The organism is Pseudomonas sp. HTZ2, from assembly GCF_033173945.1.
Lineage (GTDB): Bacteria > Pseudomonadota > Gammaproteobacteria > Pseudomonadales > Pseudomonadaceae > Aquipseudomonas > Aquipseudomonas guariconensis.
Map to the genome: position 1 here is coordinate 3,261,959 of NZ_CP137332.1, position 24,394 is coordinate 3,286,352.

Annotated in this window: 20 protein-coding genes and 7 tRNA genes; 21 read left to right on the plus strand and 6 right to left on the minus strand. The window is 61.4% G+C overall.

The genetic code is table 11. The features are described from left to right. Positions 1 to 14 precede the first annotated feature (14 nt). From R6G97_RS15145 to R6G97_RS15160, 4 genes are all read left to right on the plus strand, one after another. Positions 15 to 983: a GTP 3',8-cyclase MoaA gene (locus R6G97_RS15145; RefSeq protein ID WP_317847184.1), complete on the plus strand. Its 969-nt coding sequence runs from the start codon at positions 15 to 17 to the stop codon at positions 981 to 983. A 66-nt stretch (positions 984 to 1,049) separates the two neighbouring features. Further along, complete coding sequence (locus R6G97_RS15150) at positions 1,050 to 1,655, plus strand: DUF4823 domain-containing protein (RefSeq protein WP_043215446.1); 606 nt, start codon at positions 1,050 to 1,052, stop codon at positions 1,653 to 1,655. 10 nt (positions 1,656 to 1,665) lie between these two features. After that, positions 1,666 to 2,223: a DUF1285 domain-containing protein gene (locus R6G97_RS15155; RefSeq protein WP_090343793.1), complete on the plus strand. Its 558-nt coding sequence runs from the start codon at positions 1,666 to 1,668 to the stop codon at positions 2,221 to 2,223. A gap of 137 nt (positions 2,224 to 2,360) precedes the next feature. Further along, positions 2,361 to 2,774, plus strand: coding sequence for a cupin domain-containing protein (locus R6G97_RS15160; protein ID WP_317847185.1), 414 nt, complete (start codon positions 2,361 to 2,363; stop codon positions 2,772 to 2,774). A gap of 62 nt (positions 2,775 to 2,836) precedes the next feature. Here the strand turns inward: R6G97_RS15160 and R6G97_RS15165 are convergent. Both R6G97_RS15165 and R6G97_RS15170 read right to left on the minus strand, forming a co-directional pair. After that, positions 2,837 to 2,912: transfer RNA gene (locus tag R6G97_RS15165), tRNA-Asn, on the minus strand. Positions 2,913 to 2,974: 62 nt separating this feature from the next. Continuing rightward, on the minus strand, positions 2,975 to 4,171 hold the full coding sequence (locus R6G97_RS15170; protein WP_043215441.1) for an amino acid aminotransferase: 1,197 nt from the start codon (positions 4,169 to 4,171) through the stop codon (positions 2,975 to 2,977). A 286-nt stretch (positions 4,172 to 4,457) separates the two neighbouring features. Here R6G97_RS15170 and uvrB point away from each other — a divergent pair, with 286 nt between their 5' ends. Continuing rightward, on the plus strand, positions 4,458 to 6,473 hold the full coding sequence (uvrB, locus tag R6G97_RS15175; protein ID WP_043215438.1) for an excinuclease ABC subunit UvrB: 2,016 nt from the start codon (positions 4,458 to 4,460) through the stop codon (positions 6,471 to 6,473). A 63-nt stretch (positions 6,474 to 6,536) separates the two neighbouring features. Here the strand turns inward: uvrB and R6G97_RS15180 are convergent, their stop codons facing one another. After that, positions 6,537 to 8,087, minus strand: coding sequence for a DHA2 family efflux MFS transporter permease subunit (locus R6G97_RS15180; RefSeq protein WP_043215436.1), 1,551 nt, complete (start codon positions 8,085 to 8,087; stop codon positions 6,537 to 6,539). Continuing rightward, positions 8,077 to 9,132, minus strand: a complete 1,056-nt coding sequence (locus tag R6G97_RS15185) for an HlyD family secretion protein (RefSeq protein WP_043215434.1) — start codon at positions 9,130 to 9,132, stop codon at positions 8,077 to 8,079. The genes R6G97_RS15180 and R6G97_RS15185 overlap by 11 nt, the downstream gene beginning before the upstream one ends. A gap of 143 nt (positions 9,133 to 9,275) precedes the next feature. On the opposite strand from R6G97_RS15185, the gene gltX reads away from it, so the two are divergent. From gltX to R6G97_RS15245, 12 genes are all read left to right on the plus strand, one after another. Continuing rightward, positions 9,276 to 10,757 carry a glutamate--tRNA ligase gene (gene gltX, locus R6G97_RS15190; protein WP_043215431.1) on the plus strand — a complete coding sequence of 494 codons (1,482 nt, stop codon included), beginning with the start codon at positions 9,276 to 9,278 and terminating at the stop codon, positions 10,755 to 10,757. A 285-nt stretch (positions 10,758 to 11,042) separates the two neighbouring features. Then, positions 11,043 to 11,118: transfer RNA gene (locus tag R6G97_RS15195), tRNA-Ala, on the plus strand. A 78-nt stretch (positions 11,119 to 11,196) separates the two neighbouring features. After that, positions 11,197 to 11,272: transfer RNA gene (locus R6G97_RS15200), tRNA-Glu, on the plus strand. Between the two features lie 51 nt (positions 11,273 to 11,323). Further along, positions 11,324 to 11,399 (plus strand) — tRNA-Ala (locus tag R6G97_RS15205). A 42-nt stretch (positions 11,400 to 11,441) separates the two neighbouring features. Then, positions 11,442 to 11,517 (plus strand) — tRNA-Glu (locus tag R6G97_RS15210). Positions 11,518 to 11,587: 70 nt separating this feature from the next. Beyond that, positions 11,588 to 11,663 (plus strand) — tRNA-Ala (locus R6G97_RS15215). Between the two features lie 43 nt (positions 11,664 to 11,706). Then, a tRNA-Glu gene (locus R6G97_RS15220) sits at positions 11,707 to 11,782 on the plus strand. A 165-nt stretch (positions 11,783 to 11,947) separates the two neighbouring features. Then, a complete protein-coding gene (locus R6G97_RS15225; RefSeq protein ID WP_043215808.1) occupies positions 11,948 to 12,487 on the plus strand; it encodes a TetR/AcrR family transcriptional regulator in 540 nt (179 codons plus the stop codon). 25 nt (positions 12,488 to 12,512) lie between these two features. Then, positions 12,513 to 13,346, plus strand: coding sequence for an alpha/beta fold hydrolase (locus tag R6G97_RS15230; RefSeq protein WP_043215806.1), 834 nt, complete (start codon positions 12,513 to 12,515; stop codon positions 13,344 to 13,346). A gap of 44 nt (positions 13,347 to 13,390) precedes the next feature. After that, on the plus strand, positions 13,391 to 13,825 hold the full coding sequence (locus R6G97_RS15235; RefSeq protein ID WP_043215805.1) for an acyl-CoA thioesterase: 435 nt from the start codon (positions 13,391 to 13,393) through the stop codon (positions 13,823 to 13,825). Positions 13,826 to 13,875: 50 nt separating this feature from the next. Next, positions 13,876 to 14,850, plus strand: coding sequence for a tRNA dihydrouridine synthase (locus R6G97_RS15240; RefSeq protein WP_043215804.1), 975 nt, complete (start codon positions 13,876 to 13,878; stop codon positions 14,848 to 14,850). A 166-nt stretch (positions 14,851 to 15,016) separates the two neighbouring features. Continuing rightward, a complete protein-coding gene (locus tag R6G97_RS15245; RefSeq protein ID WP_043215803.1) occupies positions 15,017 to 15,460 on the plus strand; it encodes an Hsp20 family protein in 444 nt (147 codons plus the stop codon). A gap of 69 nt (positions 15,461 to 15,529) precedes the next feature. On the opposite strand, the gene R6G97_RS15250 is transcribed toward R6G97_RS15245, so the two are convergent. Continuing rightward, positions 15,530 to 18,829 (minus strand): PAS domain S-box protein, encoded by a 3,300-nt coding sequence (locus R6G97_RS15250; RefSeq protein WP_090343801.1) that lies wholly within the window; start codon positions 18,827 to 18,829, stop codon positions 15,530 to 15,532. 60 nt (positions 18,830 to 18,889) lie between these two features. Then, positions 18,890 to 19,768, minus strand: a complete 879-nt coding sequence (locus R6G97_RS15255; protein ID WP_317847186.1) for a LysR family transcriptional regulator — start codon at positions 19,766 to 19,768, stop codon at positions 18,890 to 18,892. 131 nt (positions 19,769 to 19,899) lie between these two features. On the opposite strand from R6G97_RS15255, the gene leuC reads away from it, so the two are divergent. The 4 genes from leuC (at position 19,900) to asd (ending at position 24,350) form a co-directional block, all read left to right on the plus strand. Beyond that, positions 19,900 to 21,333, plus strand: a complete 1,434-nt coding sequence (gene leuC / locus R6G97_RS15260; protein ID WP_102082773.1) for a 3-isopropylmalate dehydratase large subunit — start codon at positions 19,900 to 19,902, stop codon at positions 21,331 to 21,333. After that, entirely contained in the window at positions 21,330 to 21,974 is a 645-nt protein-coding gene (gene leuD, locus R6G97_RS15265; protein ID WP_043206841.1) for a 3-isopropylmalate dehydratase small subunit, read from the plus strand. The genes leuC and leuD overlap by 4 nt, the downstream gene beginning before the upstream one ends. A gap of 116 nt (positions 21,975 to 22,090) precedes the next feature. Beyond that, entirely contained in the window at positions 22,091 to 23,173 is a 1,083-nt protein-coding gene (gene leuB / locus R6G97_RS15270; protein ID WP_043206840.1) for a 3-isopropylmalate dehydrogenase, read from the plus strand. Positions 23,174 to 23,237: 64 nt separating this feature from the next. Next, positions 23,238 to 24,350, plus strand: a complete 1,113-nt coding sequence (gene asd / locus R6G97_RS15275; RefSeq protein ID WP_043206838.1) for an aspartate-semialdehyde dehydrogenase — start codon at positions 23,238 to 23,240, stop codon at positions 24,348 to 24,350. The last annotated feature ends 44 nt before the right edge of the window (positions 24,351 to 24,394 follow it).

Sequence of the window (24,394 nt, forward strand, 5' to 3'; positions counted from 1 at the left end):
TGCCGGAGTCATTCATGATCGTCGATCGTCAAGGTAGGCGTTTTCGCAACCTGCGTGTCAGCCTGACGGCTGCTTGCAACTACGCCTGTACCTACTGTGTGCCTGATGGCAAGCGCCTGGTGGCGGCACAGGATGAACTCCCGGCGCAAACCCTGGCCCGCGGCGTAGCCTACCTGGTCGAGGCGGCTGGCATCGAGCGACTACGCATTACCGGGGGGGAGCCCTTGGTCAGTCCCCGCTTGGAAGGCTTTCTGGAGTCGGTGGCCAAGCTGGGGCTGGCCGAGATCGGACTGACCACCAATGGCCAGCTGCTTTCACGCAAGCTGCCGCTGTTGCTAGATGCTGGTATTCGCCGCCTGAATGTTTCCCTCGATACCCTCGATCCGCAGGCGTTTCGCCGAATTGCGCGCGGAGGTGACCTGCAGAGCGTGTTGACCGGCATGGCGCGAGCCAGTGCCGCTGGTATGAGCATCAAAGTGAACATGGTGCCGATGCGTGGGCAGAACCTCGATCAGGTGTTGCCGCTACTGGATTATTGCCTGGAGCGAGGATACGAGCTGCGCTTCATCGAGCTCATGCGCATGGGGCATCTGGCCCGCGATCACAACGCTTTTCTGCAGCAGTTCGTGAGCCTGGAGCAACTGCTTGGGTTGATCGGCCAAGTTCATGCCTATCAACAGGCGAGTGCCCCTATCGATGCCACTGCGATGCGTTATCGCATTCCCGGCAAAGGGCATTTCGGCGTGATTGCCAACGAGAGCGTGCCATTTTGCCGAACCTGCTCACGCCTGCGGTTGTCCTCCACGGGCTGGCTGCATGGCTGCTTGTCATCGGGTAATCGGCATTTTGTCGGCGATTTGCTCGACAAGCCGCGTCACCAGGCGCTTCCCAGCCTGCAGCGGTTATTGGTCAAGGCTTTGGCGGACAAGCAGGATGTGGCGTTTTCCGGTGGGGTGACGATCATGAAAGTGATCGGCGGTTGATTCTGGCGCAAAAGCTGCATCTGGCGGCTATTCGCCGGTTTTTCGTCGCCGGGTTCTGGAGGAATGATGCGTAGCCTGGTCTTGTCGCTCGCCCTGATGGCGTTGGGCGGCTGCATGAATGTCAGTGATATGGGAGAAGGCGTTCGGTACCACATGAGCGATGCTGGGCTGCTGGATCACAGCGAGACTCGGCGCAGCCTGTCGGTGCGTCTGCAACCAGATTCGTTCATCTTCATCGGCCAAGGCCACTTCGTACCGCCGGCCAAAGGTCCGGTTCCACGCCAGAACGCTGTGGCCGAGGAAGCCTACAAGAATTTTGTCGAGTACTTCCCGCTGGTACGTCGTGCACAGGGGCCGTTGGGGCTGGAGGAGGCGATTGCCGAGGCGCGCTCGGTTGGGGCCGATTACGTCCTGTACACTCGCTTCGCTCGTAGCGACGACCGCATCGGCAATGGGGACGAATGGTATGACGAGCAGGCTGTGGATCGTTTGGGCGTGGACACTGGCGTGGTACAGATGATGCTGATCGAGACTAGCACTCGCTATCTGATCGACACCGTACGTATCAAGAGCCGTGGCGGTTTGTTGACGTTCCACGACAATGCGCCGGAAGATTTGCTTGCTCAGCCCATGCGCGATTACGCTCGTAGTCTCGTGGGTATGAGTCGTTGAGGGCAGGGGCATGACAGGTAGCGGCAAGGCCAACGATCTTCTGGCGCAGATCCCCAAGGAGAAGGGCTTGCCGCCGGTGCATCTATGGAACCCGGACTTCTGCGGCGACATCGACATGCGCATCGCCCGGGATGGCACGTGGTATTACCTGGGCACACCTATCGGGCGCAAGCCGATGGTGCGGTTGTTCTCCACCATCATTCGCCGCGACGGCGATGACTATTTTCTGGTTACCCCGGTGGAGAAGGTCGGCATCCGCGTCGATGACGCACCGTTCGTCGCTGTCACGCTGGATGTGGAAGGCAGCGGCGAGCAACAGGTGCTGCGCTTTACCAGTAACGTCGACGATCAGGTCGCTGCTGGCAAGGACCATCCCCTACGTGTCGAAATCGATTCGCGAACCCAGGAACCTTCGCCTTATATCCTCATGCGCAGCAACCTCGAGGCGTTGATTCACCGCAACGTATTCTACCAATTGGTCGAGTTGGCGGTGCCGCGCGAGATCGACGGACAAGTGTGGCTGGGTGTCTGGAGTAGCGGCGAGTTCTATCCGATCGGTCGGCCTTGAAGAGCTGAAGGTTGATATGGGGCGCACAGCGGCCCAGGATCGACGCCGATCGGCCTCCTGCTTTTTCGCTGAATTGGCCATTTGCCCCTAGCGCATCGGGACATAACCTGCTGGCAATCGCCCATCAGGAGAAACCCATGAAAACCCTCCATCACTCCCTCGTCTTGCTGCTGTCCTGCGGCCTTTGGGGCCTACAAGCGCCAGCCTGGGCCCACGGTGAGCAGCCCAATCAGGTCAAGATCCTGCAAGAGCGGCTTCCCAGCAATGCGCCTGGCAAAAAAGCCGTCATGCTCACCGTCAGTTATGCACCGGGACAGGCCTCGCCGGCCCATCAGCACCCTGGCGCGGTTATGGCCTATGTACTCGAGGGGGCGGTGGCTTCCAAGCTCAATGATGAGCGAGAAAGGATCTACAAGGCAGGGGAGTACTGGTACGAGGCACCGGGTACCGTGCACAGTGTGTCGCGTAACGCCAGCCAGAGCCGGCCCGCCAAACTGCTGGTTTGGAGTCTGGTCGATGAGGGCAAACCTGTCACCGAGCCACTGAAATAGAACGCAACGGCAGAAACGAAAAAACCTCCAGTGCTTACGCGTCTGGAGGTTTTTTCAATGTTTGGCTCCGCGACCTGGACTCGAACCAGGGACCCAATGATTAACAGTCATTTGCTCTACCGACTGAGCTATCGCGGAATCTGCGCGTATCTTACTGATCGCCAGGGGGAAGTCAAGCTTCCCCCTGAGCAATCAATGAGTTACAGCACTTCGACGATGGCCTTGGTGACGACGTGGATGTTGCTCTGGTTCAACGCGGCAACGGCGATACGGCCAGTGTCCAGGGCATAGATACCGAAGTCGTTCTTCAGGCGGGCCACTTGTTCAACGGTCAGGCCCGAATAGGAGAACATGCCCACCTGGCGGCCCACGAAGCTGAAGTCGCGCTTGGCGCCGTACTGGGCCAGCAGCTCGACCATCTGCTTGCGCATGCCGTGGATACGCTCGCGCATCTCGCCCAGCTCCGCTTCCCACATTTGGCGCAGTTCAGCGCTGTTGAGCACGGTGGCGACGATGGTCGCGCCGTGAGTCGGCGGGTTGGAGTAGGTGGTGCGGATGACACGCTTGACCTGCGACAGCACACGGGTGCTTTCGTCTTTCGAGGCGGTGACGATCGACAGCGCACCAACGCGCTCGCCGTACAGCGAGAACGACTTGGAGAACGAGCTGGAAACGAAGAACTCCATGCCCGACTCGGCGAACAGGCGCACCGCGAAGGCGTCCTCAGCGATGCCGTCACCGAAGCCTTGGTAGGCCATGTCCAAGAAGGGCACGTGGCCCTTGGCTTTGACGACGTCCAGAACGTTTTTCCAATCGTCCAGGGTCAGGTCGACGCCGGTCGGGTTATGGCAGCAGGCGTGCAGCACGACGATGGAGCCGGAAGGCAGATTGTTCAGATCCTCGAGCATGCCAGTGCGGTTGACGTCATTGCTCGGCGCATCGTAGTAGCGGTAGTTCTGCACCGGGAAGCCAGCGCTTTCGAACAGGGCGCGGTGGTTTTCCCAGCTCGGATCGCTAATGGCTACGACGGCGTTGGGTGAAATACGCTTGAGGAAGTCGGCGCCGATTTTCAGAGCACCGGTACCGCCAACGGCCTGTACGGTGACCACGCGGCCAGCGGCCAGCAGTGGCGACTCGGCGCCGAACAGCAGCTTCTGTACGGCCTGGTCGTAGGTGGCGATACCATCGATCGGCAGGTAGCCGCGCGAGGCGTGCTGGGCAGCACGCTGGGTCTCGGCTTCGATCACGGCGCGCAGCAGCGGAATGCGGCCTTCCTCATTGCAGTACACGCCTACACCCAGGTTGACCTTGTCGGTACGTGGGTCGGCGTTGAATGCTTCGTTGAGGCCCAGGATGGGGTCGCGGGGTGCCAGCTCGACAGCGGAAAACAGGCTCATTGTTACCTTGGCTCTGATTGGAGAGTGATAGGACGCGCACACTCCGGCCGAGTGCACAGAAGTGGTGCGCAAGCGGGGAGTCAGTATAGTGATACCCATCGGTCACCGCGACAGTCTGGCGCAGGTTTTCCGGGCTTTTGTGCGAATATTTTTCAACCATTGGTCGAATTGCCCGGTCCACTGTAATGCGCGTTCGCAGCTTGACCTTGATTCTGGTCCCGGCGAGCGCATTTGGGTATAGACTACTGGCTAAATTTACAGTTGCTGCGTTACCGCGAGGTCCGTCATGTCCGAGTTCCAACTCGTCACCCGTTTCCAGCCGGCCGGCGACCAGCCCGAAGCCATCCGACTGATGGTCGAAGGCATCGAGGCTGGGCTTTCGCACCAGACCCTGCTGGGCGTGACCGGCTCGGGCAAGACCTTCAGCATCGCCAATGTCATCCAGCAGGTGCAGCGTCCGACCCTGGTACTGGCACCGAACAAGACCCTGGCGGCGCAGTTGTACGGCGAGTTCAAGGCGTTCTTTCCGAACAACGCAGTGGAGTATTTCGTCTCCTACTACGACTACTACCAGCCTGAGGCCTACGTGCCCTCGTCCGACACCTTCATCGAGAAGGACGCCTCGATCAACGATCACATCGAGCAGATGCGACTGTCGGCTACCAAAGCCTTGCTGGAACGCCGCGACGCGATCATCGTCACCACGGTGTCCTGCATCTACGGCCTGGGTAGCCCCGAGACCTACCTGAAGATGGTCCTGCACGTCGATCGTGGCGATAAACTCGACCAGCGCGCACTGCTGCGCCGCCTGGCGGACCTGCAATACACCCGCAACGAGATGGACTTCGCCCGTGCCACTTTCCGCGTGCGTGGGGATGTGGTGGATATCTTCCCGGCCGAATCGGACCTTGAGGCCATCCGCATCGAGCTGTTCGACGATGAGGTGGAGAACATCGCCGCATTCGACCCGCTCACCGGCGAGGTCTTCCGTAAGCTGCCGCGCTTCACCTTCTACCCCAAGAGCCACTACGTCACGCCACGCGAGACCTTGCTCGAGGCAGTGGAGGGCATCAAGGAAGAACTCAAGGACCGCCTGGACTACCTACAGAAGGCGAACAAGCTGGTAGAAGCCCAGCGTCTGGAGCAGCGCACCCGCTTTGACCTGGAGATGATCCTCGAGCTTGGTTACTGCAACGGCATCGAAAACTACTCGCGCTACCTGTCCGGCCGACCGGCCGGCGCGCCGCCACCGACTCTGTACGACTACCTGCCGGCGGACGCGTTGCTGGTTATCGATGAATCCCACGTCAGCGTTCCCCAGGTCGGTGCGATGTACAAGGGCGACCGCTCGCGCAAAGAAACTCTGGTGGAGTACGGCTTCCGTCTGCCATCGGCCCTGGACAACCGCCCCATGCGCTTTGACGAGTGGGAGGCCGTCAGCCCGCAGACCATCTTCGTCTCGGCCACCCCCGGTCCGTACGAGGCCGAGCACGCCGGGCGGGTGGTGGAGCAGGTGGTGCGCCCCACCGGCCTGGTGGATCCGCAGGTGGAGGTGCGGCCGGCCCTGACCCAGGTCGATGACCTGCTGTCGGAAATCCGCAAGCGCGTGGGTGCTGGCGAGCGAGTGCTGGCCACCACCCTGACCAAGCGCATGGCCGAGGACCTTACCGACTATCTGGCCGATCACGACGTGCGGGTACGCTACCTGCACTCGGACATCGATACTGTCGAACGGGTCGAGATCATCCGTGACCTGCGCTTGGGTACATTCGACGTGCTGGTGGGCATCAACCTGTTGCGCGAGGGCCTGGACATGCCCGAGGTGTCCCTGGTGGCCATCCTGGATGCCGACAAGGAAGGTTTCCTGCGTTCGGAACGCTCCCTGATCCAGACCATCGGCCGCGCCGCACGTAACCTCAACGGCAAGGCGATCCTTTATGCCGACCAGGTCACCGGCTCCATGCAACGGGCCATCGACGAGACCGAGCGACGCCGGGCCAAGCAGATCGAATTCAACCTGGCCCACGGCATCGTGCCCAAAGGCGTGGTCAAGGACATCACCGACATCATGGAAGGCGCAAGCGTTCCGGGCGGACGCAGCAAGAAGCGCAAGAGCATGGCCAAGGCAGCGCAAGAGAGCGCCCGCAACGAGGCTGAGTTGCAGACGCCGGCGCAGATCACCAAGCGCATCAAGCAATTGGAGGAGAAGATGTTCCAGTACGCCCGCGACCTGGAGTTTGAGGCGGCCGCCCAATTGCGCGACGAGATCACCCAACTGCGCGATCGATTAATAGTGAGTTGATCGCTCGAGTGCCTGTAAGACTTCTTCGCGGGTTTGCCCGCGAAAAGGGCAGGCGACACCCATTCAATGGGCCTCGCCCGGCTTCATTCCCGGTGGCAACTTGCGGGTCAGCAACACGGCCACCATGCTCACCACCAGTCCCAAGCCAACCCAGTGGAAGGCGTCGTTGTAGGCCATGATCAGCGCTTGCTGGTGGGTGATCTCGCTCAGTTTGCCCAGCGCCGCGTTATCGCTGCCCAACCGCTCGGCCAACTGCGATAGCCGTTCGGCCACCTGTGGATTGCTTGGCACCACTGATTCTCGCAGGTAATCGAAATACACCTTGGTTCGCGCGTCCAGCAGTGTCGCCAGCAGGGCGATACCGATCGCCCCGCCCAGATTGCGCAGGATGTTGAACAGGCTCGACGCTGAGCCGGCGTCTTCCGGCAGAATGTAGGCGGTGGCGATAAGCGAGATGGTCACCATGATCATCGGCTGCCCCACGGCACGGATGATCTGGATTTGATCGAATTGCGGCCCGGCAAAATCAGGGTTCAATACGCCTGAGCCGAAGCTGGCCAGTCCGAACAGGCAAAAGCCCAGTGCGCAGAGGACCTTGGGCGGAATCACCTTCATCAGCAGCGGCACCAGCGGAATCAGGAACAGCTGCGGCAACCCCATCCACATGATCACCTCGCCGATCTGCAAGGCGTTGTAGCCCTGGACCTGCGCCAGGTACAGCGGCAACAAGTAGATCGAGCCATACAACCCTACGCCCATCCCCAAGCTTGCCACGCTGCTGAGCCCGAAATTGCGGTTGCCGAGGATGCGCAGGTTGATCAGCGGGTGAGGTCTGGAGAACTGCAGGATGACAAACGTGATCAGGCTGATCAGTGCTACCGTGCCGAGGCTGACGATCAGGTTCGACTCTAGCCAATCCTTGCGATGGCCTTCCTCTAGAAACACTTGCAAGCAGCCCAGGCCCAGCCCCAGCGTGACGATGCCGGCGTAATCGGTGCGCTTGAGCAGGTCCCAATGGGCCTCTTTCTTCTCAAGACCATAGAGTAGGCCCGCGATCATCACGATGCCTGGTGGCACATTGATATAAAAGATGTACTCCCAGCCCCAGTTCTCGGTCAGCCAGCCGCCCAGTGTCGGGCCGATCGACGGGGCGAAGGTGGCCGTCATGGCAAACATGGCCATGCCCTTGGCGCGTTGGTGTTCCGGCAGCTTGATGAGCGTAAGGGTGAACGCCAGGGGGATCAGGGCGCCGCCGGTGAAACCCTGAAGAGCGCGAAAAAGGATCATGCTCTCCAGGTTCCAGGCCATGGAGCACAGCAGCGAGGAAGCGAGAAATCCCAGTGACACCCAGACCGCCAAGCGCCGGGCCGAGAGCAGCTGCACCAGCCAGGCGGTAAGAGGGATCATGATGATCTCCGCCACAAGGTACGAGGTGGAGATCCATGAGCCTTCCTCAAGGGTGGCCGAAAGCGCGCCCTGAATGTCTTTGAGCGATGAGTTGGTGATCTGGATATCCAGCACCGCCATGAAGGCCCCGAGCATCGCGCTCATTACCGCGATCCAGTCGCGACGGCTTGGCTCCGCAGTGGGGCGTATCAGCGCGTCACCGGCCATCTTGGCCTTCGTCCGCATCGCGCAGGTCAACGGTCACGGTTACCGACATGCCCGGACGGATACGTCCATGCAGCGGGTTGTCCGCGGCAAAGGTGAGCTTCACCGGGATACGTTGGACCACCTTGGTGAAATTGCCGGTGGCGTTGTCCGGCGGCAGCAGGCTGAACTGTGCCCCGGAGGCGGCGAACAGGCTGTTCACCTGGCCTTCTATTGGGGTATCCGGGTAGCTGTCGAACACCAGCTCTGCGCGTTGCCCTGGGTGCATGCGGCCAATCTGGGTCTCCTTGAAGTTGGCCTGCACCCAGATGTCTTCATCCGGAACGATCGATAGCAGGTAGGCACCAGCTTGCACTACCTGTCCATTGCGTGCGTTGCGTTGGCCGATGGTGCCGCTGATCGGCGCGCGGATTTCGCAGCGGCTCAGGTTCAGCTCGGCCTGGGCCAGGTCGGCACGAGCATTGGCGATCTGCGCATCGAGGCGCTTGAGGTCAGCGCTCAAGGCATTGACCTGCTGGCGCTGGCTTTGCAGATCGGCCTGGGCCTTGTCGACTTGGGAGCGGGCCACGTGACTCTCCGCCGAGAGAGTAGTGACACGTTCCTCAGAGACAAAACCCGGCTTACGCAAGGCTTGGGCGCGGTTGAGGTCTAGTTGCGAGCGGTTGAAGGTCGCCTGGTTGGCGGCCACCTGGGCTTGGCCGGCCGCGATCAGGCTGCCTTGCTGGGTCAGCCGGCTTTGCGCCTGCTCACGTTCGGCTTCGCGGGTGGCCAGGGCTGCCCGGGCGCGCTCGACGGCCAGTTCGAAATCGGCCCGTTCCAGGTGAACCAGGAGCTCGCCCTTGGTCACATGCTGGTTGTCCTCGACCAGGACGTTGTCGATGCGGGCACCGAGCTGGCTTGAGATGCGCGTGATTTCACCTTGGACATAGGCATTGTCGGTGCTCTCGTAGAAGCGGCCCTTGAAGTACCAATGGGCCAGGAAGGCGAGGGCGACGAGCAGGACCAGGGTGAAGAAGATCAACAGGCGACGTTTGAGCTGGGCGGGCATGGGTACTATGGTTCCAGAAATGTAAGTAAATTTAACAGCCAGTACTGGCGCCCTCACAAGTGACAATCGCGCCATTGCTGGAGCCGGACGCCCGCTCCCTGCTAACATCCCGCCTTTGTTTCATCTTTCGTTCGAGACTCTCCATGACCACCGTTCGCACGCGCATCGCGCCATCGCCCACCGGCGATCCCCATGTCGGCACCGCCTACATCGCCCTGTTCAACTACTGCTTTGCCAAGCAGCACGGCGGTGAGTTCATCCTGCGTATCGAAGATACCGACCAGTTGCGCTCGACCCGTGAGTCTGAGCAGCAGATCTTCGACGCCCTGCGTTGGCTCGGCATCGAATGGAACGAAGGCCCGGACGTCGGCGGCCCCCACGGTCCATACCGACAGAGCGAGCGCGGTGAGATCTACGCCAAGTACGCCAAGCAACTGGTCGATGCCGGCCACGCTTTCTATTGCTTCTGCACCGCTGAAGAGCTGGAGCAGATGCGTGCCGAGCAGATGGCCCGGGGTGAGACCCCGCGCTATGACGGCCGCGCGCTGTTGCTGAGCGCCGAGGAAGTGCAGCGACGACTGGACGCCGGCGAACCCCATGTGATCCGCATGAAGGTGCCGAGCGAAGGTGTCTGCGTGGTTCCTGACATGCTCCGTGGCGACGTCGAGATCCCATGGGATCGCATGGATATGCAGGTGTTGATGAAAAACGACGGCCTGCCGACCTACTTCCTGGCCAACGTGGTCGATGACCATCTGATGGGCATCACCCACGTCCTGCGTGGTGAGGAGTGGCTGCCGTCGGCGCCGAAATTGATCAAGCTGTACGAGTACTTCGGCTGGGAGCAGCCCAAGCTCTGCTACATGCCGCTGCTGCGCAACCCCGATAAATCCAAACTGTCCAAGCGCAAGAACCCCACCTCGGTGACGTTCTACGAGCGCATGGGCTTCATGCCTGAAGCCATGCTCAACTACTTGGGCCGCATGGGCTGGTCGATGCCGGACGAGCGCGAGAAGTTCTCCCTGGCCGAGATGGTCGAGCACTTCGACCTGTCGCGCATCTCCTTGGGTGGTCCGATCTTCGACATCGAAAAGCTGTCCTGGCTCAATGGCCAGTGGCTGCGCGAGCTGCCGGTGGAAGAGTTCGCCGCACGCGTGCAGAAGTGGGCCTTCAACAGCGACTATATGATGAAGATCGCGCCACACGTGCAGGGCCGGGTCGAGACCTTCAGCCAGATCGCTGCGCTGGGCGGCTTCTTCTTCGAAGGTGCCCTCAAGCTCGATGCCAAGCTGTTCGAGAGCAAGAAGCTGTCCGCCGATCAGGTGCGCCAGGTCATGCAATTGATCCTGTGGAAGCTTGAAAGCTTGCGCCAGTGGGAGAAGGACCGTATCACCGGCTGCATCCAGGCGGTGGTCGATGCCCTTGAGTTGAAACTGCGTGACGCCATGCCGCTGATGTTCGCGGCCGTCACGGGCCAAGCCAGCTCGGTATCGGTGCTTGATGCCATGGAAATCCTCGGCCCTGACCTGACCCGTTACCGTCTGCGCCAGGCGTTGGACTTGCTCGGTGGCGTGTCGAAGAAAGAAAACAAGGAATGGGAAAAACTGCTGGCGAGCATCGCCTGACAGCTTTCCGAGGCTCGTCGTTGAGCTGTGGGGGCGGGTTGGCCCGCGTATACGAAGGTGCATTCACCTCGGCATTCGCGGACAAACCTGCTCCTACGGGCGCGGCGTTGCGGGTTCCTCAGGGCAGGGCGGTAAGTGATTGTTATCTGTGAAAAATTTTTTGGGTATTTTCAAAAATTTGTTTGACAGCCCTGCAATCGGAACTTAATATGCGCCCCGTCCACAGCGATGAGCAAAACGAAGCGCAAGGCACCCAGCCAGCACTTCAGCTCAGCGCGACATCGTGGGGCTATAGCTCAGCTGGGAGAGCGCCTGCATGGCATGCAGGAGGTCAGCGGTTCGATCCCGCTTAGCTCCACCAAATTCCGCTTCACGATCAAGGTAATTGATCGGGAAGAAAGATCGGTTCCAGCAATCCGGTCTTTGAGGTAGAAGGTTCGTCCCCTTCGTCTAGTGGCCTAGGACACCGCCCTTTCACGGCGGTAACAGGGGTTCGAGTCCCCTAGGGGACGCCAGTTTTGCACAAGCGATGTTTCGATGTCGCTGGGCCGAGAGGCTAGAAATCCGGGGCTATAGCTCAGCTGGGAGAGCGCCTGCATGGCATGCAGGAGGTCAGCGGTTCGATCCCGCTTAGCTCCACCAATTTGCCGCGGTCCGTGGAAACGGATCGGCACGAAGGTTGTTGTCCCCTTCGTCTAGTGGCCTAGGACACCGCCCTTTCACGGCGGTAACAGGGGTTCGAGTCCCCTAGGGGACGCCACTTTTACCCGCGCTTTGCGGGAGTTGAAAGGCTCATTCTCATGTTTGGATGGGCCTTTTGTTTTCACTTTGGGGCTATAGCTCAGCTGGGAGAGCGCCTGCATGGCATGCAGGAGGTCAGCGGTTCGATCCCGCTTAGCTCCACCAATTCTGCCAAGGTCTGCATCAGCGGATCTGCACGAAGGTTCACGTCCCCTTCGTCTAGTGGCCTAGGACACCGCCCTTTCACGGCGGTAACAGGGGTTCGAGTCCCCTAGGGGACGCCACTTTTACCCGCGTTTTGCGGGACTTTAAAGGCTCATTCGCATATTGAATGGGCCTTTTGTTTTTCTGCCTCGAAAAAAGCAGTCCTCCAGACGGGATGGCGGTTTTCTGCTTGCAAAAAAATATTATGGGAATAATATTCCGATCATAATATTTCCGAGGTTGCCATGAGTGACAAGAAGAGCAAGACCCGCGAGCGCATCCTGGCGGCAGCCCGCAGTGCCTTGATTCAACAAGGCCCCGCCGACCCTAGCGTAAGTCAGGTGATGGGGGCCGCCGGGCTGACAGTCGGGGGATTCTACGCCCATTTCGACAGCAAGGACGAGCTGATGCTCGAGGCATTTCGCCAGTTGCTTTGTGAGCGCCGAGCCTTGCTTGCCCAAGTGGACCCGAGCGTCGATGGGGCAGGGCGACGTGCGCTGGTGGCAGCGTTCTACTTGTCGCGCAAGCACCGCGATGCCCATGAGCACGCCTGTCCACTGCCCACTGCCCTGAGCGAGATGCAGCGCCTGCCCGAAACCTTCCGTGAGGTATTGGCCGAGCACCTCGAGTTGATGACCGCGCAAATGGTTGATCGCCCAGAAGACATCGACAAGGCCTTTGCCGATCTATCCCTGATGATTGGCGGATTGACCTTGGCGCGGGCCTTGGGTGATAGCGAGCTGTCCGACCGTATCCTGCGCGCCGCCAAATCGGCGGTGATCTGAGCTAACCGACCTCTGGAGCAAGGTGATGACTACTCTGAGCTGGATTCGTGGCGTCAATGGCACTCTGGGTCGCCTGGCCCCAGAGCATGTCGCCGGCAAGATGCGTCGCGCATTCATGACCCCGCGTCCTTTGCCGCCTCGGCAATGGGAACTGCCCCTGTTGTCCAGGGCCGAGCGCATCACTCTGCGTTTTGGGCTCTCGGCCTTGCGCTGGGGCAAGGGGCCGACCGTGTTGATGATGCACGGTTGGGAAGGTCGGCCCACTCAGTTCGCAGCCCTGATCGAGGCACTCGTAGCGGCCGGGCACACCGTGGTGTCACTTGAGGGGCCGGGTCACGGGCGGTCTCCCGGGCAGCATGCCCATGTAGGGCTGTTTGCCCGCGCCTTGCTGGAGGCGGCTGCCGAATTGCCGCCGCTGCGTGCGGTGGTGGGGCATTCCATGGGCGGGGCCAGTATGCTGCTGGCTCTGCAATGGGGGCTGCGTGCCGAGGCCGCGGTGAGCATCGCTGCGCCGGCGCAATTGCTTGGTGTATTGCGAGGTTTTGCCCATCGCCTGGGGCTACCGGCGCGGGCTAGAGCAGCGTTCATCCGCCAGGTCGAGCAGGAAGTTGGCGTGCAGATCTCGCGGCTGGATGTCAGCGGCTACCAGTTGGACGTGCCTGGCCTGGTGGTGCATGCCTGCGACGATATCCTGGTGCCGGTCAGTGAGGCTCAGGCCATCCACAACGCCTGGTTCGACAGCCGCCTGATGTTGTTGGAGGAGGGTGGCCATCAGCGTGTGCTGGCTGATCCGCGGGTGAATCAGGCGGTGCTTGAGCTGCTGGCGCGCACGTCACAAGGAGCGCGGCAAAGCGCCTGAGCATCCGGTACACTCTGCCCGATCACTGACCAAGGGGAGCGGGCATGAGCTGGGATCTGGCATCGCCATTCATCATTGATCTTCGCGTCGGCACCGAGGACATCGACGGCCTCGGCCATGCCAACAATGCGGTCTACGTCACCTGGCTGGAGCGTTGCGCTTGGCGTCATTCGCAGCGGCTGGGGCTGGATCTGGCCGAGTACCGCCGCCTGGACCGTGCCATGGCCGTGGTCCGCCACGAGATCGACTACCTCGCCGCCGCCTATGAAGACGACGAGTTGCAATTGGCCACCTGGATCATCGACTGGGACCAGCGCCTACGCATGACCCGCCGCTTTCAGCTCAAGCGCCCGCGTGACGGCGTCACCCTATTGCGAGCGCAAACCACCTTTGCCTGTATCGAGTTGTCCAGCGGCAAGCCCAAGCGCATGCCTGCAGAATTTATCGAAGGCTACGGCCCGGCGCTGGCCGGTGCCTGATCCGGCAGTCTTTTTTGCTAGACTGCCGCCTTTTTCGCCGAGACCCTGACATGCAAATTGCCCTGGCCCCCATGGAGGGGCTGGTAGACAACATCCTGCGCGACGTCCTGACCCGGGTGGGCGGCATCGACTGGTGTGTCACCGAGTTCATCCGTGTCTGTGATCGCCTGCTGCCGGCCTCGTCGTTCGACAAGCTGGCGCCTGAGCTGCGCCAGGGCGCGCGGACGGCAGCCGGGGTGCCGATGCGCGTGCAATTGCTGGGTTCGGATCCGGCCTGTCTGGCCGACAACGCCGTGCTGGCCTGCGAGCTGGGCGCGCCGGTGATCGACCTGAACTTCGGTTGCCCGGCCAAGACGGTGAACAAGTCTCGAGGTGGCGCGGTGCTGCTCAAGGAGCCCGAGTTGCTGCATGCCATCGTCCACGAGGTTCGTCGTGCGGTACCGGCCCACATTCCGGTGACCGCGAAGATGCGGCTAGGCTTCGACAGTCCGGACGGTGCCCTGGAATGCGCCACTGCGCTGGCCGAAGGTGGAGCCGAACATCTGGTGGTGCACGCCCGGACCAAGGTTGAGGGCTACAAGCCGCCGGCCCATTGGGAATGGGTGGCGCGGGTGCAGGATGTGGTGAAAGTGCCGGTGTTCGCCAATGGCGAAATCTGGACCGTCGATGATTGGCGGCGTTGCCGCCAAGTCAGCGGGGCCGAAGACATCATGCTCGGCCGTGGTCTGGTGTCGCGGCCGGACCTGGGCTTGCAGATCGCCGCGGCTCGCGACGGGCGGGACTACCGACCGATGACCTGGGACGACCTGATGCCGCTGCTGCGTGAATTCTGGCGTCAGGCTCAGGCCAAACTGTCGCCGCGTTATGCGCCCGGGCGCTTGAAGCAGTGGCTGGCCATGCTGACCCGTAGTTATCCCGAGGCAGTGGTGTTGTTTGCCGAACTGCGGCGTGAGGATGATTGCCAGCGCATCAGCCGGTTGCTAGGCGTAGAGCAGGCGCTAGCGCTGGACGCCTGCGTTGCCTGAGCATGCAATGCCGGCTGGTCCCGTGCCAGCCGACGCTGGCATGGCTTCGAAAAAATTTTTGGATGACCTCTTGAAACCCTCTTGTCGGGCCCTATCTCTTGAGTACGCGATGCCGAAGCCGGGTCGCGTAGTGACTTAACTTGCTGAATCTCAGGAGTTCATGACCATGACTACCGCTTTCTCTCTCGCTCCACTGTTCCGTCATTCCGTTGGTTTCGACCGTTTCAACGATCTGTTCGAATCCGCGGCACGTAACGAGGCGGGTAGCAGCTACCCTCCCTACAACGTGGAAAAACATGGCGATGACCACTATCGCATCGTGGTTGCCGCAGCCGGTTTCCAGGAGCAGGACCTCGACCTGCAGGTCGAAAAAGGCGTCCTGACCGTTATCGGTGGCAAGCGCGACAACAGCACCGAAGGCGTCACCTATCTGCACCAGGGCATTGCCCAACGGGCCTTCAAGCTGTCTTTCCGCCTGGCTGACCACATCGAAGTGAAGTCCGCGGGCCTGGCCAACGGTCTGCTCAGCATCGATTTGCTGCGCATCGTGCCGGAAGAGGCCAAGCCAAAGCGCATCCCGATCAATGGCGAGCAGCCAGCGCTGAACTAAGTTCGGCAGAGTGAAGAAAGGGCACCTTCGGGTGCCCTTTTTTTGTATCTGATGATGCGTGCAGGGAAATCAATAATCCGCCGGTGCCTCCATCAACATCTGGCGAAACTCTGGCAAGGGCAGCGGGCGGCTGTGCAGGTAGCCCTGGTAGAGGTAGCAACCCTGGCGCTCGAGAAACTCTAGCTGATCGGACTGTTCGACCCCTTCTGCGATCACCGCCAGATCCAGGCTACGGGCCATGGCCACGATGGCGCGGACGATCTCGGCATCGTTGGGGTCGATCGGGGCGTCCCGCACGAAGGTCTGGTCGATCTTCAGGGCATCGACGGGTAGGCGCTTGAGGTAGGTCAGAGAAGAATAGCCGGTGCCGAAGTCATCCATGGCGAAACTCACCCCGTAACGCTTGAGTTCGCGCATCTTGCTGATGGTGTCCTCCAGATTCTGGATAACGATGCCTTCGGTAATCTCCAGCTTCAGCATGCGCCGTGGCAGGCGGTAGTCGTCGAGGCTGCGCAGCACCCGTTCGACGAAATCGTTCTGACGGAACTGCCGGGGGCTGATATTCACGCACAGGCTGAAATCATCGGCATCGATCAGTCCATCCTCGAGCATGCGCGCGCAGGCATCGCAGGCTTCGTCAAGGATCCAGCTGCCCACTTCAAGGATCAGGCCGCTCTCTTCAAGCACCTGGATGAATTGCGAGGGTGGCTGCTGACCCAGTTGCGGGTGATGCCAGCGCAGCAGTACCTCGGCACCGACGATGCGATTGTCGCGGGCGTCCACTTGCGGCTGGAAGTGCAGGGCGAGTTCGCCGCGGGCCAAGGCCAGGCGCAGGTCGGTTTCCATGCGCAGGCGTTCGCTGGCGGCCTTTTGCATGCTGGTGTGGAACAGTTGTGTGGTGTTGCGCCCGGAGTCCTTGGCTCGATACAGGGCGATGTCGGCGCGTTTGAGCAGGTCGGCGGGGGTCGCGCCATGGTCGGGTATCAGCGCCACGCCGATACTGGGTGTGACCTGCAGGCGCTGGCCATCGAGGGACATAGGCTCGGCGAGTAGTTCGCGCAGGGTATCGGCCAGGTCGCGGACTTTCGCTTCCACTTGATCGCGACTGCCCTCCAGGCCGCTGAGCAGTACCACGAACTCGTCGCCACCCAGGCGGGCCACTGTGTCCTCCAGGCGTACGCTAGCCTCCAGGCGCGCGGTGATGATCTTGAGCACCGTATCGCCCACCGGGTGACCGAGCGAATCATTGATGTGCTTGAAATGGTCAAGGTCCAGGAACAGCAGCGCGCCGCGCAGATTGTGGCGTTTGAGCAGGGCGATCTGTTGGCTGAGGCGGTCCATCAGCAAGGCACGGTTGGGCAGGTTGGTCAGCGGGTCGTGATAAGCCAGGTGGCGGATCTGCGCCTGGGCGTTCTTCAGTTGACTCACATCGCGGGCAGTGAGCAGCAGGCAATCGGCCTCGTTGAGGCTCAGCGGCTCCACCGAAACCTCCACGGTGAGGATGTCGCCGCGTTTGTTGCGGCCCAGCATTTCACGGTGGTGCACCCTGCCACGTTCGCGCAGCTCGGTGAGCAGGGCGGCGCGTTGCTTGTCGTCAGCCCAGATGCCGATCTCATAGACCGTGCGTCCGATCACTTCCGCGCTGCTGTAACCGGTCAGTCGGCAGAAACCATCGTTGACTTCGAGGTAGCGGCCTGTCGAGCGCTCGGTCAGGGTGATGGCGTCGGGGCTTGAGTGGAAAGCCTTGGCGAATTTCTCTTCGCTGGCCTTCAGGGCCGCCTCGGCGCGCTGCTGTTGGGTGATGTCGCGCAAGGTCGTGACGCTGCAGGGCTGGTTGTCGACGGTGATCTGGCAACTGGAGATGACGCATGTCAGCGACGAGCCGTTGTGGTGATTGACTACCACCGCCACATTGCTCAATGCCCGTTCCCGGATCACTTGCTCGATGCGTTGTGCCCGTTTCGCCGACTCCGCCCACAGACCGATCTGTTCGGCAGTGCGGCCGATGACCTGTTCGGCGCTCCAACCGAAAGTCTGGGTAAAGGCGCGGTTGATCTCGATGAACTGGCCATTGTCCTGGCGGGTGACGCAAATCGGGTCAGGGCTGACCTGGAACAGGCTGGCGAATTTTTCCTCAGAGGCGCTCAAGCGCTGTTCGCGTTCCACTTGGTCGGTGATGTCGAGCAACGTGCCGGCCATGCGTAGGGGGTTGCCCTGTTCGTCGCGATAGAGGCGGGCGCGGCTTTCGATGTAACGCGACTGGCCGTTGTCCAGTTGCACGCGGTAGGTGACCTGATAGTTGCCCGCCGGTCCCTCACGCAGGCTGCGATAGGTCTGGCGCATGACGCTGCGTTCGTGCTCCGAGACCCCTTCGAAGAAGGCCTCGAACGACTCGTGGAAAGGCACCGGGGGCAGGCCGTGCAGCTGTGCGGCGCGCGCCGAGCCGTAGAGCATGCCGCTGGGGATGTGCCAGTCCCAGGTGCCCAGTTGCGCCGAATCCAGGGCCAGGTCCAGGCGTTCCTGGCTGTCTTTGAGGGCTTGTTCAGCGCGCTTGCGTTCGCTGGTATCGACGAAGGTGCTGAGCAGGTAGGTCACGCCTTCGAGCTCGATACTCTGGGTGCAGAGGATGCCGTCGTGAAGCTTGCCGGTGCTGGCGCGAAACTGGACCTCTAGGGTCAGTGGGCCGCCATTGCTGTTTCGGGTGTTGTCCAGCACCTGATGGCGCAGTTCAGGGTTGACCCACAACCCGAGCTCCAAGGTGGTCTTGCCGATGACCTGGTGTCCGGGCCAGCCGAACATGTCTTCGAAATGCTGGTTGACCTCGAAGATCATGCCGTCCTGGCGACGGGTCAAGAGAATGACATTAGGGCTCAGGTGAAAGAGCGTGGCGAAGCGCTTCTCGGAGTTGATCAGTGCGGTTTCCCGATCGTGTTGACGGGTGATTTCCCGTACGACCCCGATCATTTGAGGGCGACCGTCAGGGGCGTGTGTCAGGCTGCCTGTGACTTCCAGCCAATGCACGCTGCCATCGGGCCAGCGTATGCGATGGCGCATCGCCGGTTCCACGGGTTCGCCATTGACCACGGCCTGGAACATCTGGCGCGTGCGGGCCCGGTCCTCCTCGGGCAGCAGGTCGAGGTAGTCGATGTCGTTGGGCAGGGGCCGATCGGGTTCGAAGCCGAACAGCGCCTGGGTGGCCCGCGACCAGCTGATCCGGCCACTGTCGATATCCCACAACCACGCCCCCAGACGCGCGCCATTGAGCGCGGCCAACAGTTGCGGAGCGTTCTGCCAAGTCTGCTCCGACTCCTGGGGGGCTGCCGCGTGGATGCGCGGCAGGCGCGGAAAACGGTTTGCTGATTTGGGCATCGGTACCAGACCTTTGGCGGATGACGCGTCCCTGTAGTGTGGAAGACCGGCCGACTGCGCTCAGGCGGTCGCTGCGTGGCTGTCGAGCAGCGCCATGAAGGCCTTGGCCGCGTTCGACAGCGTGCGTTCCGTATGCAGAATGTAGCCTAGCTGGCGCGACAGCTGTATGCCGGGCAAGGCGATGGGTGCAACCTGCTCGTCGAGCATGGTGCGCGGTAGCACGCTCCAGGCAAGCCCAATGGAAACCATCATCTTGATGGTCTCCAAGTAGTTGGTGCTCATGGCGATGTTCGGCGTCAGGCCCTGACTTTCGAACAGCCGCTGGACGATATGGTGGGTGAAGGTATTGCCGCCGGGGAATACCGCCGGGTGACGGGCGACATCGGCCAGGCTGACCTGCTGGTTGCTGGCCAAGGGGTGTTCCGGTGCGGCGACGAAATCCAGTGCATCGTCCCAGACGGGCACGGCACGCACCAGATGGTGGGGTTCGGGAGCCAGGGTGATAACCGCGATCTCTGCGCGCCCATGCAGAATCTCGTCGTAGGCCGTTTCCGAATCCAGGAACTGAATATCCAACGCCACCGCCGGATGCTCGCGGGTGAAAGCCCGCAATAGCGGGGGCAAGCGGTGCAAGCCGATGTGGTGACTGGTGGCGAGGGTCAGGCGACCACTCACCTCACCGGTCAAATTGGTCAGGGCTCGTCGGGTATCATCCAGGACATTGAGGATCTGGTAGGCGCGGGGCAACAGGGCGCGCCCTGCTTCGGTCAAGGTCACTTCCCGACCCAGGCGATCGAACAGGCGCACATCCAGTTGCTGTTCGAGCCCGGCAATGCGTTTGCTGACAGCCGGCTGGGTCAGGTGCAGGCGTTCCCCGGCACCGGAAAAACTTCCGGTTTCGGCAATGGCGATGAAGGCACTGAGGTTGGCCAGGTCCACGGCTTAGAATTCCTATTGGTTATCCAAAGCATAAAAATTATGAATTTGAGTTATTCAATCTAACCCCATAGCATCGACCGTACAAGCCAAGGGGTTATTGGCATAGAAATACGCTGATGAGGAATAGTCAGATGTCTGGCAAAACGCTCTACGACAAACTCTGGGATGCGCACGAAGTCAAGCGGCGCGACGACGGTTCGTCCTTGATCTACATCGATCGTCACATCATTCACGAAGTGACTTCGCCCCAGGCCTTCGAAGGCCTGCGTCTGGCCAACCGCAAGCCATGGCGTATCGATGCCAACATCGCGACCCCTGACCACAACGTGCCGACCACGCCAGAGCGCAAGGGCGGCATCGCAGCCATCGCCGACGAAGTGTCGCGCCTGCAGGTGCAGACCCTCGACGAGAACTGTGACGAATACGGCATCGTCGAATTCAAGATGAACGATGAACGTCAGGGCATCGTGCACGTCATCAGCCCCGAGCAGGGCGCCACCTTGCCAGGCATGACCGTCGTCTGCGGTGACTCGCATACCTCGACCCACGGCGCCTTCGGCGCGCTGGCCCATGGCATCGGCACCTCGGAAGTCGAGCATGTGCTGGCCACCCAGTGCCTGGTTGCCAAGAAAATGAAGAACATGCTGGTACGCGTCGAAGGCGAGTTGCCTGCAGGCGTGACCGCCAAGGACATTGTCCTCGCTGTGATCGGCAAGATCGGCACCGCCGGCGGCAATGGCCACGCGATGGAGTTCGCTGGCAGCGCCATCCGCGCGCTGTCCATGGAAGGCCGCATGACCATCTGCAACATGTCCATCGAAGCCGGTGCCCGTGTGGGGCTGGTCGCTGTGGATGACACTACCATCGCTTATGTCGAGGGTCGTCCGTACGCGCCCAAGGGCGAGCAGTGGAAACAGGCGGTGGCGGCTTGGAAGGGGCTGGTTTCCGATGCCGATGCCGTGTTCGACACCATCGTTGAGCTGGACGCTGCCCAGATCAAGCCGCAAGTGAGCTGGGGCACCTCGCCGGAGATGGTCCTGGCCGTCGATCAGCGTGTGCCGGATCCGGCTGCCGAGCCTGACCTGATCAAGCGTGGCTCCATCGAGCGCGCCCTCAAGTACATGGGCCTGGCCGCCAATCAGGCGATCACCGACATCAAGCTCGACCGTGTGTTCATCGGTTCGTGCACCAACTCGCGCATCGAAGACTTGCGCGCCGCCGCCGAGATCGCCAAGGGCCGCAAGGTCGCGGCGAACGTCAAGCAAGCCTTGGTGGTGCCAGGCTCGGGCCTGGTCAAAGCCCAGGCCGAGCGCGAAGGGCTGGACAAGATCTTCATCGAGGCAGGTTTCGAATGGCGTGAGCCCGGCTGCTCCATGTGCCTGGCGATGAACCCGGACCGCCTGGAGAGCGGCGAACATTGCGCCTCGACCTCCAACCGCAACTTCGAAGGCCGTCAGGGCGCAGGAGGTCGTACCCACCTGGTCAGCCCGGCCATGGCCGCCGCCGCCGCGGTCACCGGCCACTTCATCGATGTCCGCGAGTTGATCCAAGGGAGCGCAGCATGAAAGCCTTTACCCAGCACATCGGCCTTGTCGCTCCATTGGATCGCGCCAACGTCGACACCGACCAGATCATTCCCAAGCAGTTCCTGAAATCGATCAAGCGCACCGGTTTCGGTCCGAACCTGTTCGATGAGTGGCGTTACCTGGACGTAGGCCAGCCCTACCAGGACAACAGCAAACGTCCGCTCAACAAGGAGTTCGTGCTCAACCACGAGCGCTACCAGGGTGCCAGCGTGCTGCTGGCGCGGGAGAACTTCGGTTGCGGCTCGAGCCGCGAGCACGCGCCGTGGGCGTTGGACGAATACGGTTTCCGTAGCGTCATCGCACCGAGCTTCGCCGATATCTTCTTCAATAACAGCTTCAAGAACGGCCTGTTGCCGATCATCCTCAGCGACGAAGAAGTCGATGAGTTGTTCAAGCAGGTCGAAGCCAACCCGGGCTACCAACTGACTATCGACCTGCAAGCCCAGGCCGTGACACGTCCAGACGGCAAGGTGCTGCATTTCGAGATCGATGCCTTCCGCAAGCACTGCTTGCTCAACGGCCTCGATGACATCGGCCTGACCTTGCAGGACAGTGACGCCATCCAGGCGTTCGAGGCCAAGCACCGGGCCAGTCAGCCTTGGTTGTTCCGCGACGCCTGATACGCGGATTTCCCGGCTAGGCGGCTCCTGTAACGATGTAGGCAGGGGCCGGTTCGCCGGGCCGGTTTTTTTCGGTGGGCCGAGCAGGCGCGCCGTTCGAATGGATAGAGGAAAGCATGAGCAAGCAGATTCTGATTCTCCCAGGTGATGGTATCGGCCCGGAAATCATGGCCGAGGCGGTCAAGGTGCTGGAGCTGGCCAACGACAAGTTCCAGCTCGGCGTCACCCTGGAGCACGACGTGATCGGCGGCGCCGCCATCGACAAGCATGGCATTCCGCTGGCCGACGAGACCCTGGAGCGCGCACGCAAGGCCGATGCCGTGCTGCTCGGCGCGGTCGGCGGGCCCAAGTGGGACAAGCTTGAGCGTGATATCCGTCCAGAGCGCGGCCTGCTCAAGATCCGTTCGCAGCTGGGCCTGTTCGCCAACCTGCGCCCGGCCATCCTCTATCCGCAATTGGCCGATGCCTCCTCGCTCAAGCCGGAAATCGTCGCGGGCCTGGATATCCTCATCGTCCGCGAGCTGACCGGCGGTATCTACTTCGGTGCGCCACGTGGTCAGCGCGAGCTGGAAGGTGGCGAGCGCCAGGCCTACGACACGCTGCCGTACAGCGAAAGTGAAGTGCGCCGCATTGCCCGCGTCGGCTTCGACATGGCCCGCGTGCGCGGCAAGAAGCTGTGCTCGGTGGACAAGGCCAACGTGCTCGCTTCCAGCCAACTGTGGCGTGAAGTGGTCGAGGAGGTGGCCAAGGATTACCCGGACGTCGAACTCAGCCACATGTACGTCGACAATGCCGCCATGCAGCTGGTCCGCGCGCCCAAGCAGTTCGACGTGATGGTGACCGACAACATGTTCGGTGACATTCTGTCGGATGAAGCTTCCATGCTGACCGGTTCCATCGGCATGCTGCCGTCTGCGTCCCTCGATGCCAACAACAAAGGCATGTACGAGCCTTGCCACGGTTCGGCGCCGGACATCGCAGGCCTTGGCATTGCCAACCCGCTCGCGACCATTCTGTCGGTGTCGATGATGCTGCGCTACACCTTCAACCAGGTGGTTGCCGCCGACGCGATCGAGAAGGCTGTCAGCGTGGTATTGGATCAGGGCCTGCGTACCGGCGACATTTGGTCGGCCGGCTGCAGCAAGGTAGGTACGCAGGAAATGGGCGACGCAGTAGTCGCAGCGCTGCGGAATCTGTAATCTCTCTGGCCCGCCATCGTCTTCCCTTCGATGGCGGCCCACTTTTAGCAAAGGTGTAGTTGCGATGAAACGTGTAGGTCTGATCGGTTGGCGAGGTATGGTCGGTTCCGTGCTCATGCAGCGGATGCTGGAGGAGCAGGATTTCGACCTCATCGAGCCGGTGTTCTTCACCACGTCCAACGTGGGTGGCCAGGGTCCGAATGTGGGCAAGGACATTGCTCCGCTCAAGGACGCCTATAGCATTGAAGAGCTCAAGACCCTCGACGTCATCCTGACCTGCCAGGGTGGCGACTACACCAACGAAGTCTTCCCCAAGCTGCGTGAAGCCGGCTGGCAGGGTTACTGGATCGACGCTGCTTCGTCCCTGCGCATGCAGGATGACGCCGTGATCATCCTTGATCCGGTCAACCGCAAAGTCATCGACCAGCAGCTCGACGCCGGCACCAAGAACTACATCGGCGGCAACTGCACTGTCAGCCTGATGTTGATGGGCCTGGGTGGTCTGTTCGAAGCGGGCCTGGTCGAGTGGATGAGCGCCATGACCTATCAGGCCGCCTCCGGCGCCGGTGCGCAGAATATGCGCGAGCTGATCAAGCAGATGGGGGGTATCCATGCGGCGGTCGCTGATGACCTGGCCAACCCGGCCAGTGCCATCCTTGACATCGACCGCAAGGTTGCCGAGACCATGCGCGGCGAAGCCTTCCCGACCGAGAACTTCGGCGTACCGCTGGCAGGCAGCCTGATCCCCTGGATCGACAAGGAGCTGCCGAACGGCCAGAGCCGTGAGGAATGGAAAGCCCAGGCCGAGACCAACAAGATCCTGGGACGCTTCAAGAACCCGATCCCGGTCGACGGCATCTGCGTGCGCATCGGCGCCATGCGTTGCCACAGCCAGGCGCTGACCATCAAGCTGAACAAAGACGTGCCGCTGGCAGATATCGAAGGCATGATCAGCCAGCACAATCCATGGGTGAAGCTGGTGCCGAACCAGCGTGAGATCAGCATGCAGGAACTGAGCCCGACCAAGGTGACTGGCACCCTGAACGTGCCGGTTGGCCGTCTGCGCAAGCTGAACATGGGTTCTCAGTACCTGGGGGCCTTCACGGTCGGTGACCAACTGCTGTGGGGCGCTGCCGAGCCGCTGCGTCGCATGTTGCGGATCCTGCTCGAGCGTTGATCGCACCTTTGCTTTGACCGAGAACCCACGCCTGGCGTGGGTTT